This is a genomic window from Urechidicola vernalis, assembly GCF_031846385.1.
Taxonomy (GTDB): Bacteria; Bacteroidota; Bacteroidia; order Flavobacteriales; family Flavobacteriaceae; genus Urechidicola; species Urechidicola vernalis.
This window is the reverse complement of sequence record NZ_JAVRHV010000001.1, coordinates 1140915-1155394: the sequence shown is the minus strand read 5'-3', so window position 1 is coordinate 1155394 and position 14480 is coordinate 1140915. Positions and strand designations below refer to the sequence as shown.

Below are 14480 nucleotides of genomic sequence, written 5' to 3'. Positions count from 1 at the left end.
CTTTAAGAATACAATAACTTAATCTTAGATTACACCTAAAAGCTTCCAGAAATGGAGGCTTTTTTTATGCAAAAAACATTCTCACTTCATCAGTTTTGTTGTTAAATCGACTCATACTTAAGCTTTTAAGGAGATATCTTGTATTTTTATTACCTTAGTGTTTTAATTTTAAAGATGAAAAAGGTATTCTCATTTGTAATAATGTTTTACTGTTTAAGTTTTTTTGGGCAAAATAGTACTAACAATAAGTTTAGGAGTTTAGACCAAAATTTTGTTAGTGAGTATGATGTTGATGTAAAGAAGATACTTCAAATAGATGAATTAGTATATCTAAAGAAAGATACGACTCTAATGACAGGTAGAGTGGTTAAATATAATAGAAAAGGAAAATTAAAAAGAGTAATTTTAGTTGTTGATGGGATGCCTGATGAATTGGGATGGATAGATGTTAATTTTAAAAACCCAGAACCAGGTGAAGATAAGTCAAATGGAAAGGGGAAAATTTTAACGGAAATATTGAAGTCGGTAGTAGAAAATAAATAAAACTATGAAACAGTTATTTACAATAATTATTTTTTTAGTGCCTTTGGTTTGTTTAGGGCCAGCTAAAAATGTATATAATATTGAAGAAACAGAGTCTATAGTCTATTTAAAAAGTGATTCTACTATAGTGACAGGTGAAATTATTGAGTATTTTGACAATGGTGATAAAAGGTCATTTGGTAATTATGCTAATGGTAAATTAAATGGGGTTAGGAAAATGTGGTTTGAAAATGGACAGGTAAGAGAGGAAAGAAGTTTTAAAGATGGTGTTGAATATGGAATATCAAAGGTGTGGCATGAAAATGGGCAGTTGGAAAGCGAATCCTACATTAAAGATGGCAAAAGAGAAGGGCTTACGCGAGGCTGGTATAATGATGGACAATTACATGGTAAATCTAACTTTATAGATGATAAAGAAAATGGATTAACAAAAGTATGGTATAAAAATGGGCAGTTAAATAGTGAAGTTTACTATAAAGATGGTAAAGAAAATGGGTTAACGAAATCTTGGCATGAGAATGGTCAGCCTCAAGGCGAGTCCAATTTTATTGATGGCATAATGGAGGGGTCAATGAAATCGTGGTATGAAAATGGACAATTAGAAACGGATGTAAATTTTAAAAACTCTAACCCAGAAGGACTAACTAGAGAATGGTTTATAAATGGAAAATTAAAGAGAAAGGCGACGTTTATAGATGGTAAAATGGATGGCGCTCATATTTTTTACAATGAAAATGGCTCCTTGGACAGAGAAGAAACTTGGAAAAATGGAGTGCAACAATAGAGTAAAACGAGTAGACTTTTCTTCTCTCAAAATGAGGTTTCTAGGAAATATGGAATGATCTCTAATTGCCCACCAAAGTAAATCCTATTAGAAATAGTAGGATTTTTTTATGCTTTATATCCGGTATTTAAAAATTAATTTAAAAGCTAATATGAAAGTAATGAGTTGGAAATTTAGATGTTAAACTATTTGAAATCAGTTAGATGCTTGTAATTATTTTTTTATATGTATATTAGTTGTCTCAATATACCTCAAAAGTTAGTTGAAGAACTTGAATTTCTTTTTTATAGTCTTCTCTACAACCCTACAACCCTACAACCCTACAACCCTACAACCCTAAAACCCTGCAATCCCTGTTGATTAAACCCCGGTTAAAAGTGAATATTAATTTTTTAATATATTTTTTTACTAACCTAAATTTTAATTATTATGAGGAAATTTATTTTTTACCTGTTACTGTTAACCGCCATTTCAATTAATGCGCAGGAATCTTATTTTACAATCTACAATTTTAGTGTGGAACCGCAGAATGAAGCCACCGTGTATAAATTGGTGAATGACTATTATTCGACCAATAAAACGGAAGGTGTAACCGTTTCTTTTTATGAAAACCATTTCAATGATAATGGAAATAATTTCACTCACTCTATCGTTTTCTCTGGCTCGTTTGATGATATAGGGAATATGTACTCCTTAGGCAATAATGACGCCTGGAATCTTTTTCTGACCAAGGTAAACCAACACATCAAAGAAGGTTTTAGTTCTGCAATGGGAACGAGTATTGCTAGTTATGGAGATGTTGATACGAGTCACCCAGTACAAAAATATATTCTACTTCATGTAGAAGATGGAGACGCTTTTGATGCAGCTTATAAAGTGTTCAATTCTAAACACAATCCAGATGGTAGGATTACCATGATGGGAAATATCACAGCAGGGCAGTCGCCTTATGGTGAAAATCGTTGGGTGGTTAATGGGTTTAAGGATTTTAAAGCAGCAATTGGTGGGGCCAATAAATTACTATCAGAGCAAGCCTTAGAAGAAAGAGGTAAAGGGTGGGATGAGTTTAGGTCTACTCATGGTGGTGTAACGCTGGTAAGAACTGGATTGCGTGTCTTACTGGGGCAATGGTAATTTTTAAACTCGCATGAAAGAATCACTGATATTGGTATGCAACCAAATTTGATAATAAAAAAAGTTTAAAATCTATTTTTGGTAATAAAAACGAAACAGTGATTAGCAAAGCCTATGTTGCTTGGCTAATTTTAGAAGACTGCACTATAGGATTATAATTCAATAAACAGATTGGCAATTACAAATTATAATTTTTGAGGAATTCTTCGAAAGACATTGGAATTAATTTCCTTGAAATTTGGTGTTTTTTGTAGGTCTTATAATTTTTTTTTGCAAAAGTTATGACCTCATTACTGTTGTTAATTTCGACTTCTAATAAACGATGCACAATAAAAAATGAGAATTAATAATTATAAATTATTTCTCATAGCATTTAAAGGGTTGAATTTGAGTAAAATGAGTTAATTGTGCAAAAGAAAAACGAATACTTGATGAAAATGTTAAAAGCCACTTGAAAATTTATTTGTACTTTTAAATGGTAGGAATAAAAACCTACATCTTTTTCATAGCAATTTTCCCATCTAAGTAATTAGGTGGGTTTTTTTGTGTGTTAAACTTTCATATGAAAGAGGTCATTTTTTTTTAATTAAAATAACTAAACTATTGGCTTAAGGTTTATTACAATTAACTACTTTATTTAAGTAACCAAGTGTCTCAAATATAATAATTTATATATTTGCTATGTAAATAAGTTGTACCCACAAGTTTAAAAAAAAGAAAAGATGAAATTAGAAAAATTTTGCTATGGAATAGCGGTCGTGTTATTGGTTTTTGGAATTCAAAGTTGTAGTGATGCAAGTTCTTCTTCATTGAATGATGAAGATTCTAGAATTCAGTTGGTTTTAGTTGATGCTCCAGGAGATTATTTAGAAGTGAATGTTCAAATTATAGATATTCAGTATAACAGTATAGACGATGAAGAAGGTTGGAAAAGTTTTACACCACAAAGTGGCTACCCAATTGATGTTAATTTAACAGAGTTAATCGCTGGTAATAGCCTATTATTAACTGATGAGATTATTCCATCAGGCATGTTGAAACAAATCAGATTGGTTTTAAGTGATGATAATTATTTAGTTATTGAAGAAGAAAATGGTGAGCCTTCTGAGCCAATCCATTTAAAAACTCCTAGTGCTCAACAATCAGGATTGAAATTAAAATTAGATGAGGAATTGGAACCTGGATTTTCATATACTTTTATTCTAGATTGGGATGTAGATAAATCCATTGTAAAAGCAGGGAATTCTGGAAACTATAATTTAAAACCAGTTATTAATGTAAATGCTGAGGTGAATTCAGGAACTCTTAAAGGGAGTGTTATTGGAAAAATTAATCCAGAAGATTCAGAATCAGTTGCACTTGAAGGTGTTTTGGTTGAGGTTTTTTCTGTTGATGATTTAAATAATTCAGTAAGTTCTACCCAAACTGATGATAGGGGAGATTTTATGTTTCAAGGTTTGGCTGGTGGATCTTATGTGTTAAAAATAATGCATTTGGGCTATTTAGATTATGAATCAGAAATAGTTCCTGGTATTTTAATTGAAGTAGGAATGATTAATGAATTGCCAAATAGTATAGAATTATTATTGGCAGATTCCTTAAAAGGGACAGTGGTTGGAAAATTATTACCAGATGATTTAAACCCAGTTACTTTAGGAAATGTAACGGTTGAATTGTTTGACGCAGTTGATTTGGATAATGCTTTATCTTTCGATGTCACGAATGTTGATGGAGTATTTTCATTCCAAGGATTGGCAACGAATTCATATGTTTTAAAAATAGTGCATGAGGGTTATCAAAATTATGAATCTTCATCAATTGATGTTGAATATGGAGTTTTGAATGAGTTAACTGAAAATATAGAATTACTATTGGTGCAATAGTAATTAGTAGTTGCTGAAGAATAATCTAAATGCTTGTTTTTATATTTTGTATTTGTTTAGTTGATATTTTTTTTGATAATGAGATATTAATATGTGCCTGAATCACAATATATTATATTATTTATTGTATATTAGATAATTATTAAGACTTATATATTAGATGTCTAATCTTGACATTCCTAATAGTCTAGTGGAACCCCCGAATTATTTTTATTATGTAAGTTTTACTTCAAACGAAGTAAACTGATTTGTATTTTTTTGAAATTTAAATATTTAGGTTATGAAAAGGATTAGTTGCGTTTTAATATTACTCTTATTGATTATTTGTGGATGTAGTTTGGATGATTCATTTGAAGCACAGGATTTAAATGAAAACAACACCGAATATACAGGAGATAATAGTGATAAAGGAAATCAAAGAAACAATTTTAAGCAATGGTCTTGGGAAGAAGTAAATTCAAATGCTTCTTGGAGTGCAAGGGCAGGGTTAAAGGTTGTGAATCACAATGGAGAATTTATTTTAATGGGAGGAAGAACGCCATCAAACCCATTCGATTTACAACCTCCAGTTCCAGGAGCCTCTATGATTTGGGGAGACGTATGGAGTAGTACTGATTATGGAGAGAGTTGGGATAATATTCTTGAAACTGATGATCAAAGTCATTGGCCAGCACGAGCATATTTTCAAGCATTAAGTGACGGTGAATATGTTTATTTAATGGGAGGTCAAAATTTTAATATTGTACCCAATAATGGCCCTTTCGGACCACCACTTATTGCCAGTTCAGACTTTTTTAATGATGTATGGAGGAGTCCGGATGGTGTAAATTGGACTAAATTAACATCTAATGCAGGTTGGAGTGGCAGAGCAGGCTTGAGTGCTGTAATGTTTAATGATGAAATTTATGTAATGGGAGGATCTGTAAACGACGATTCATCTATTACTCCGAACGGACCTGCGCGTATTTATTATAATGATGTCTGGAAATCTTCAAACGGCATAGATTGGCAACTACTAACAGATAATGCCCCTTGGGCGCCCAGAGCTGGAGGGATTGCTGTTGTTAAAGGTGATTATATCTATATGATTGGTGGTGAAGATGGATTTATTTGTAATGCACAGACGGTGAGATGTCCTCCTTATTATAATGATGTTTGGAGATCAACGGATGGACAGAATTGGGAATTAGTTACTGAATCAAGTGAATGGCAAGCAAGACCTGGTCATCAGGTAATAGTTTCGCAAAACAAATTTGTATTATTCGGCGGTTTCGGATTAGGACCTGATATAACTGTTGCATCCAATCCAATGGATATATGGATAAGTAATAATGGAAAAGTTTGGAAAAAGGTAAGTAGTTCTCCTTGGAATGCAAATTCACCATCTGACATCAAATATGATTTTGACGTAGTTTTAGTAAAAGGAAAAAAGAATAAATCAGATATGATATTTACATTTGGAGGGGATAGAGAAACATTTAATTTTTTAGACTTTTCGAATTACTTGAATGTAGATAATGATGTTTGGAAATTTTCTTACTAAGGGTTGATGTGTCTTAAAAGTATTTTTAATGCTCATTGCCACCAAAGTAAATCCTACTAGAAATAGTAGGATTTTTTTTGATTTTTGAGCCTTCTTAAAAACTGTATTTATACACTAATTTATCTCAATTCATTGTTCTTGATTATATCAATCATAAATCTGAATTAATGAGTTTATCTTTTTTTTTCATCATCAAGTTCATATCTTTAAAAATCAAACTAAAGAATTAATGAAAAAACAAAACTTTAAAAACCATTCACGTCTTGTTCCAGGCTATCATTTTTTAGGAGGCACTTTGCTGTTACTCTTATTTGTAGGATCAGTAGTAAACCTTATTGTTGGAAATAGTGAGAACTTATACAATGCTACTTTGTTGGTCTTAATTAGTATTCTTTTGGTTATTGTAGCATTTTATGCTCGTGTCTTTGCCTTAAAAGCACAGGATAGAGCCATTAAGGCGGAAGAAAATTTTCGTCATTATATATTAACAGGGACTCCATTAAGTAAAGATTTAAGAATGCGTCAAATTATTGCATTACGTTTTGCATCTGACTCCGAATTTCAAGAGTTGGCAAAGTTGTCTGTAACGGATAATTTGTCTGAGAAAGAAATTAAGAAACGGATTAAAGATTGGAAACCGAATACATATAGAGTGTAATTATGAAAAAAATATCAGTTGTGTTGTTGCTTCTACTTAGCATTCAGTTGAATGCTAAAACGAATATCGAAAAAAAGACTATAGAGTTTCCATCAAAAGATGGATTAAAAATAACGGCAGATTTTTATGAAGTAGAGAACGCTAAAGGAATGATTTTGCTTTGTCATCAAGCGGGATATAGCAGGGGAGAATATTTGGACACAGCGAAGAAAATAAATGCATTAGGGTATTCTTGTTTGGCTATTGACCAACGATCGGGTAACGAAGTAAATGGAATAGAAAATGAAACGGCTAAGCGAGCCAACGAAAAAGGGTTAGCTACAAATTATATAGATGCTAAAAAAGACGTTGAGGCTGCGATCGACTTCTTGTATTCTCGAAATAACAATCGGCCTATTTTAATAGTTGGGAGTTCGTATTCGGCCTCATTGGTATTACTTGTTGGTAATGATAATGATAAAGTGAAGGCAATTGCTGCATTTAGCCCTGGTGAATACTTAAAGGGGATTAATGTAACAGAATCTATAACTTCCATGTCGAAACCAACTTTCGTGACTTCTTCGCGCTCTGAAACACCAAAAGTTGAAAAGTTGATTCAAGGGATTAATCAACAATATGTAAGCCATCATAAACCGATTGAATCAGGAATACATGGTTCCCGCGGGTTATGGGAATCTACACCAGGGCAAGACGGATATTGGAAGTCCTTTAAGAGTTTTTTAAAGCAAGTAAATTAGATTACTCAGCCTTAAAATTCCATAATTGACCAATGGTTTCGCCACCTTTATCATCTTTAACTACGATTTTCCAATAATAGGTGTTTCCGGCAGTAATAGAAGCGGTATATGTTGTTTGATCAGAGTTCTCTAGTACTTTTGACGGATTGTTTGAAGTCCCAAAATAGACATCAAATGTTAACGGGTCATTGTCTACATCACTTGCGCTCCAAGATAAATCTACTGTACTTGAATTTATACTCGCATTTAATTCAGGCGAAATAAGAGTTGGCGCGTAAGGTACATGATTAGAAACACCTTCACCTTCGGTAAAATATTTACGCGTAGTTGCATAAGAACTGTAAGCATTTTTACTGTCCTTTGCTCGTACTCTCCAGTAATATGCCTTTCCTTTTAATAATGATAAGGAATGTTTAATGGAAGACGTAGTGGCATTTTGAACGTTTTCACTAAAGGAGTCATTTGTCGCAGTCTGTAATTCATAAGAAATAACGTCTCCATTCGGGTCGGTAGATGCGTTCCAAATAAATTCTAAGGGGTTTTCTGTACATAATAATTCATCAGATGGGTATGATAAAACTGGAGTCGATGGGGCCTCGTTTTCAGGAGGAGTTACTGGAGGCGGTGTATCACTATCTGAACCACCACATGCTAAGGTTAACACTATTAAAACTAATAGGTATAAGTAGTTTTTCATTGTTTAATTAATTTAGTGGTTACTGGTGTCTCTAATAAAATGGTTGCTATATAAAAACCTGAAGGTTTATCACTTAAATCAAGCGTAATGAATCCATTTGCGATGGAATAGACTTTATTAATTAGTACTTGTTGTTGCATATTGGTAACTATAACTGTTGCCTCTTGTAAATCTGTTGATGTTGCTATTCTAGTAAGACCGCTGGTCGGGTTTGGAAAAGCAACAACACCATTAGAAATTGGAAAATATTTTTCTAGAATTCCTTCACATGTTAAGGCAGTTGATACCGAAATTTTATCTCCGTTTGTGACATTTAATTCTATGTAAGTTTCAGATGTATTCATAACATCTTTACCATTTATGCTTATTGTATACGGAGCAGTTCCTTGTGTTATTTGAACTTTGGCGGTTTGACTACTTTTAGAAGATTTGGATGACAGTATTTTTCCTGTTATTTCTTCGGCTTCATCAACCGTAATATTAAAACATTGCTCATAATTGGCTTCTTCTAGCAATGTTATACAGACTTCATACGTACCAGATGCTAAATTCGAAATTAAAAAATCAGAAGTGAAATCATAATTTTGGCCATCGATTGCTGCAGTATAACTATAAGCTTCTTTTGTAGTGATGCTAATTTCTCCATTGCTCTTATTCAAACATGTTTCTCCTGTTGCCAGAATGTTAAAATTGTCATGTGCTAAGGAAAACTCAAGATCGTTTAATTTTGAAGTCGTATAAATCCTATATTCACCCGGAGCAAGTGTTATTGCTTCTGTCGGGTTATCTACGTTTATTTTTGAACCATTAAAAACACGATACCAAATTCCTGTTAATGGAAAATTAGGGTTAACTGATTTCGATACTATATCGAAATTGGCAATAACAACGGCATCCAAATCACCAGCATTATCGTTTAAATTAATACGTTTAACCAATCCTGAAACATCTAAACTAAAATCATCCGTATTAAATGTAGAAGGATATAAATGCTTTAATTCAATCATTTTTGCAGTTACATCAAAAAGATGGGTTCTATTGTTGTCTTGATCATAACCCAAGGTCCAAGCATCGGGTTTTCTATCTAGTCTGCAAGAACCATCTGTTATATCACTTTCGCAATTGATACTTTTATCATATCCCAATTCTCCAAATTGCCAGATCATTTTTGGTCCTGGTACGGCATAGAATATTGCAGTTGCTGCTTCTTGTCTTTTTAAAGCCGTATTTAGAACTGTAACGTCGTAATCGTCGTTAGATTTACCATATGTTAAATTCTTAACCATTAAGCGTTCTTCATCATGGCTTTCCATATAGCCTACAACATTTGGTTCGTTCCATCCTCTATTTTTATAAGATAGCCATGATACATCAGAATCATTTGCAAATCCCATCGTGTTCTGATTGAATGAATGGTTCATATTTCCCCATAGCATTATACCATAATTTGCGAGTTCTGCTTCCTCGTCGTTATCCGACAAATGCTCAAAAATGACATAGGGTTCATTTCCGGGATCGTTTGCCCAAACATGATCGGCATAATTCTTTAAATTTTCAATTCTTTCAGCATCATATGCGCTAGCCCAATTGTTTTCTCCGTAATATAACGTGTTAGAAAAACCTTTGGTAAAATCAAATCTAAATCCGTCTATATTATATTCCTCCATCCAGAAATCCAAAACATCTTTAAAGAAGTCTACGGTGTAATCAGATTCATGGTTAAAATCATAGCCCCAATGTGCGCTGGTATTATCTACAAGATTATGATTTTGGTTATAAAAAGGACTGTCAGCGCTCGGTTTAGAGCCATCCCAATACATTTGCAATAATGGAGACTGACTATATGAATGGTTAAAAACAACATCTGTTAATACTGCAATTCCACGTGCATGGCAAGCATCTACAAACGCTTTAAAATCATTTTTGGTACCATAGGCCTTATCCAATGCCATATAATATGAAGGATTATAGCCCCAACTATCATTTCCTTCAAATTCGTTTACAGGCATCAATTCAATTGCATTTACGCCAAGGTTTTCTAAATAATCTAAATGTGTTTTAGCTTCGTTAAAAGTGTCGCTATCTGTAAAATCTCTAATCAACATTTCGTAGATAACCAAGTTGTCTTGAGCAGGTTTTGCAAATGTTGGATGTTGCCAAACATATTCTTCATCATTTATTTTAAATGTTGAAACAATTCCTGTTGTTTTACCTGTTGGGTAGTCAATGAGATTTGGGTAGGTACTATCAGGAATATATTGGTCGTTGTTAGGATCCAATACTTTTAAGGCATATGGGTCTGCTATTTTAATTTCGAAATCAATATAATATTGATACGTGTATTCTAATTCTAGGTCTAATCCAGTTATAGTTGTCCAAAAATAATCACCATCTTTTTTAAGTTGATAGGTGTCGTTTAATTCCCAATCGTTAAAATCACCTAATAAAAAAACATCAGTTTTATTTGGTGCTAATAATACAAACGAAATTGTACCGTCTCCATTATCATTATATCCATTTGATAGGCCAGTTGGTAATGGTTCGTTTACAGTTGTGCTTTTAACATAAGTATTTACAATATGTTCGGTAGTTTCCCCGTCTTTAGAGGCTACTACTTTAATTTCATGATTTCCCTTTGTTATAAAAGTAAAGGGAACTTCTATGTTTTTTGTGTTTAAGGCAGTTTGTTGAGAGACGTTATCTACGAATAATTCTAGATCTGCATCTACAGAACTTTCTGCGCTAATTGTTGTTGATTGATTTAATTCAAATACAGAACCATCTATCGGGTTGGTTACTGTTACATTTAAACCTGCTTCAAAAACATCAATCGATAAATCGGAGGTTTGGGTTCCGCCATCTGCAGCTCTAAATACAAACCAAAGCTTTGTCACAGCATCTGATGTATTTATTGCATAGTATGAAAAAACATCTGGTGTAATTTGAAGTTCATATAAATTACCAGAGGTTTTAGTTAAGGAAGGTTGATTGGTGTTATTACCCCAATCTCCAATTACATTTTCCCACTCTTCACCATTCACTGTAGCGCCGGTATGGGCATATATGGTTCCTGAATGACCGTCTAATGGTGTGCCCGTAGCATCAAAAATAACGGTAAATCCTTCGGTCACAATTGGTATTGAAGGACTAGTAGTTACTTGCCCTATTGCAAGTTGAAATGAAATTGATAAAATTATCAGGAGTAATTTTTTCATATTTGATATTATAAAAAAGGGTTGCTTATGTATGAAAATAAACAACCCTTTAAAAAACTAATTAAATTTATTCTATAGTATAAGTAGGTGCGTCTGGGTTTACAAAACTTACAGATATATTATAGGTTCCTGCGGTAGCTGGAATATTATCTCCTCCGTTTTCCATTACACCATCTAAACCTGTATCACCAAAGTTTAACCCCCAATCATTATTGGCTCTAATTTTCCATTCTCCGTCTACTAAAGTAACACCGTTTAGAATCCAAACTTCGTCATTAGTACTCCAATCACGGGTAAATTGCACATCAGGACCATCCCATCCATTAGGAGTTGCACTTCCTACGGCTCCCCAGATATATTGAATTTCTTCCATCGAATAGGTCAAGTCATCAAAATTTGCTGTAACAATATAGATTCCGGCGGAAACCGCAATATTAGCGCCCCCATTTTCTAAGGTACCATCAGCACCATCATCTCCATAATTGGTTCCCCAATCATTGTTTAATCTAAATTTCATTTCACCATCAGTCAATTCAACAATCGCTCTCCACTGATCTGAATATGGATCATAAGTTAGTTGCGCATCTGGTCCATCCCAACCGTTTGGTGTAGCATCTCCTACCAGTCCCCAAGTATAAGATTCCATTGTATAAGTCAAATTATTTAGGTTCATTTCTATTTTGTAAGAACCTGCTGTTACAGCAATATTTGCTCCACCTTCATCTAAAGTTCCATCGGCACCATCATCTCCATAATTCAAATCCCAGGCATTGTTTTCTCTAAATTTAATTTCACCATCAATTAAATTAACATACGCAACCAAAACACCCGCTTGATCTGTAGTGTAGAAAGGTAGATCTGGAGTTGCGCCCCAATCATTTGCCGCTGATCCAACAACACCCCAATTGGTAGATAAATCTAATTTATCTTCGTATGCAGTTGCATTTAGAACAGAAATACTCGACTCAATAGAATTGTAGTCTCCTAATTCAGCAATAACTTTTATATTGACATCTGCTGGCATATCTTTTTCGAACCCAAGGTTTAAAAGATGACTGTTTAATTGGCTAGTAGTAAGAGATACTTCTAAATTAGAACCAGCTGTAATTGAAGCTGCTGCAGAGAAATCTCCATCAGCATTGTCTATAAGAACCTTATAAATTGGAGCAGCACTATAACCAAAATCTGGTCGTGCCCAAGTTATTTTTAAGGCTTCTGCATCTGGTGTTGCAGGGTCTAAAACTACACTCGAAGAAGATAAACTAACATCAACAGTAGCACTTGAATTTAATGTAACAATGTCATCATCATTAGAGCAACTAATAAGCATAATAGGTGCTACTAATAACATGAATATTTTATATGTTAAATTTTTCATTTTTTTCATTTTTAAAAATTAATAGCCCGCGTTTTGAGTAAGATTTGGATTTGCATTCAAATCAGTAGCTGGAATAGGGTATAAGTCTAAATGACCTGGAGTTGCTGTTCCTTCTGCAATACCACCTTTCCAAGGCCATACATAATCGCCTCCAGAGAATTTACCATATCTAATAAGGTCAGTTCTTCTATGTCCTTCCCAATATAATTCTCTTGCTCTTTCGTCCAAGATTAAATCTAAATCTAATGAACTTACAGTTTCAGGGTTTCCTGCTCTCATTCTAATATCATTAAAATAAGTTACGGCCATTCCTTCACTACCGCCAGCACCTCCACGTAGTACAGCTTCTGCATACATTAGATAAATATCTGCCAATCTAAATAATGGGAAATCTGTATCTGTAAAGTTTCCAGAAGAATCAGCTCCTGGTACGCCATTTCTATCTACGTTTTTAAACTTGGTAATAGCATATCCATCCGTAAATGTTGAAACATCTTCAATCTCTTTATTCTGCCCATCTGTATGGAATAAAGCTCTTCCATCTCCAATAGGGGCAATTGTATAAGTATTCGCATTAAAATCAACTGTAATTTTATATGCTCCAGCAGAAACAACCATATTATCTCCTCCGGGTTCTAAAGTGCCATCAGCACCTGTATCTCCAAAGTTGTTAGTCCAGTCATTATTCTCTCTAATTTTCCACTCTCCATCTGTAAGAGTAACAAAAGTTTCAAAAACATTTGCCGTTCCAGTTTCATGTAAAGTTACATCTGGTCCATCCCATCCGTTAGGAGTGGCATTACCAACTAATCCCCAAGTAGAAACTGGGCCCAATCCTGCTTGTAAATCTCCAAGGTCTATCTCAAATAAATCTACTAAAGCGCTGGTAGTTCTGTTACCACCCCAGCCTCCGTTAATTCCGAAGTCCGCTGGAGACATTGATCCTCCTACAGCAGCATGAATTAAGAAAGTAGTTCCACCATAAGACTGTGTACGTAGCCCATCAAATGCGATAGGGAAAATTACACCGTTTGCCATATGGTTATCTGCTAAAAACAAATGTTCGTATTCTGCTTCTAATGCATACCCAGCATTGATAACTTTGTTTGCGTAAGTAATACACTCAGTAAATTTATTTTGACTTGTATAAACTTCGGCATTTAAATAAATTTTTGCCAATAAAGACCAAACACCTGCTTTATCTACTCTAGCATATTCATTTGTTCCTGGGTCCATTAAGGTGTTTTCAATAGCTAATAATTCGCTTTCAATAAAAGTGAATAAATCTGCTCTACTGATTTGCTCTGGGAAAATGAATCCAACTTCATCTTCTTCCGTTACAAAAGGAACATTTCCATATAAATCCATTGCATGCGCATAACTCAAAGCTCTTAAAAATCGAGCTTCATCTCTATACAATTCAACTTCAGCACGTAATTGCCCTTCAACACCTCTAGCATCTAATAAATCTGGAGTTGTTTGTCTTAAAAACGCGTTTGCAGAAGTAATTTGATAAATTATTCTATCATATAACGCTCTAATGAATTCATTTCCATCAGTCCAACTATGATTGTGGTAATCTGGTAAACTACCATCAGCCCAACCAATAATGGCTTCGTCAGTTGTTACTTCTTGCGCTAACCAGTATTGTCTTAAATATTGGCTAAACCCTTCATCAATACCCGAGATATCAGGTAATCCGGCAGGTCCTTGTTGTCCACTAATGGCTAAACCGGCATAAACTTTTGCCAAAACTTGTTTATAGGCAGAAGGATCTTTAAATAGATCTTCGGCTAATGTAATATCATTATCCTTAGGCACGGTGTCCAAGTCATCTATACATGAGGTAAGCGAGAATAAGAATATAAACGCACCTGCAAATAATATTTTAAAAGAATATTTTTTCAT

11 protein-coding genes are annotated in these 14480 nt (G+C 33.9%); 7 read left to right on the top strand and 4 right to left on the bottom strand.

Translation table 11 applies throughout. The features are described 5' to 3' along the window. Positions 1-174 precede the first annotated feature (174 nt). The 7 genes from RM519_RS05155 (at position 175) to RM519_RS05125 (ending at position 7282) form a co-directional block, all read left to right on the top strand. Complete coding sequence (locus RM519_RS05155; RefSeq protein ID WP_311592508.1) at positions 175-543, top strand: hypothetical protein; 369 nt, start codon at positions 175-177, stop codon at positions 541-543. Positions 544-547: 4 nt separating this feature from the next. Then, complete coding sequence (locus RM519_RS05150) at positions 548-1327, top strand: toxin-antitoxin system YwqK family antitoxin (RefSeq protein ID WP_311592507.1); 780 nt, start codon at positions 548-550, stop codon at positions 1325-1327. 429 nt (positions 1328-1756) lie between these two features. Next, the gene (locus RM519_RS05145) at positions 1757-2461 is read left to right on the top strand and encodes a hypothetical protein (RefSeq protein WP_311592506.1); all 705 of its coding nucleotides are present in this window, start codon (positions 1757-1759) and stop codon (positions 2459-2461) included. A 722-nt stretch (positions 2462-3183) separates the two neighbouring features. Next, positions 3184-4344 carry a DUF4382 domain-containing protein gene (locus RM519_RS05140; RefSeq protein WP_311592505.1) on the top strand — a complete coding sequence of 387 codons (1161 nt, stop codon included), beginning with the start codon at positions 3184-3186 and terminating at the stop codon, positions 4342-4344. A 280-nt stretch (positions 4345-4624) separates the two neighbouring features. After that, entirely contained in the window at positions 4625-5887 is a 1263-nt protein-coding gene (locus tag RM519_RS05135) for a Kelch repeat-containing protein (protein ID WP_311592504.1), read from the top strand. Between the two features lie 229 nt (positions 5888-6116). After that, the gene (locus RM519_RS05130; RefSeq protein WP_311592503.1) at positions 6117-6545 is read left to right on the top strand and encodes a DUF6526 family protein; all 429 of its coding nucleotides are present in this window, start codon (positions 6117-6119) and stop codon (positions 6543-6545) included. A gap of 2 nt (positions 6546-6547) precedes the next feature. Further along, complete coding sequence (locus tag RM519_RS05125) at positions 6548-7282, top strand: alpha/beta hydrolase (protein ID WP_311592501.1); 735 nt, start codon at positions 6548-6550, stop codon at positions 7280-7282. Position 7283: 1 nt separating this feature from the next. On the opposite strand, the gene RM519_RS05120 is transcribed toward RM519_RS05125, so the two are convergent. The 4 genes from RM519_RS05120 to RM519_RS05105 form a co-directional block, all read right to left on the bottom strand. Continuing rightward, the gene (locus RM519_RS05120) at positions 7284-7979 is read right to left on the bottom strand and encodes a hypothetical protein (RefSeq protein WP_311592500.1); all 696 of its coding nucleotides are present in this window, start codon (positions 7977-7979) and stop codon (positions 7284-7286) included. Then, positions 7976-11194: an alpha-amylase family glycosyl hydrolase gene (locus RM519_RS05115; RefSeq protein ID WP_311592499.1), complete on the bottom strand. Its 3219-nt coding sequence runs from the start codon at positions 11192-11194 to the stop codon at positions 7976-7978. Before RM519_RS05115 ends, RM519_RS05120 begins: the two co-directional genes overlap by 4 nt. Positions 11195-11261: 67 nt before the next feature. Further along, positions 11262-12572, bottom strand: coding sequence for a SusE domain-containing protein (locus tag RM519_RS05110; protein WP_311592498.1), 1311 nt, complete (start codon positions 12570-12572; stop codon positions 11262-11264). A gap of 18 nt (positions 12573-12590) precedes the next feature. After that, positions 12591-14480 (bottom strand): RagB/SusD family nutrient uptake outer membrane protein, encoded by a 1890-nt coding sequence (locus RM519_RS05105; protein ID WP_311592497.1) that lies wholly within the window; start codon positions 14478-14480, stop codon positions 12591-12593.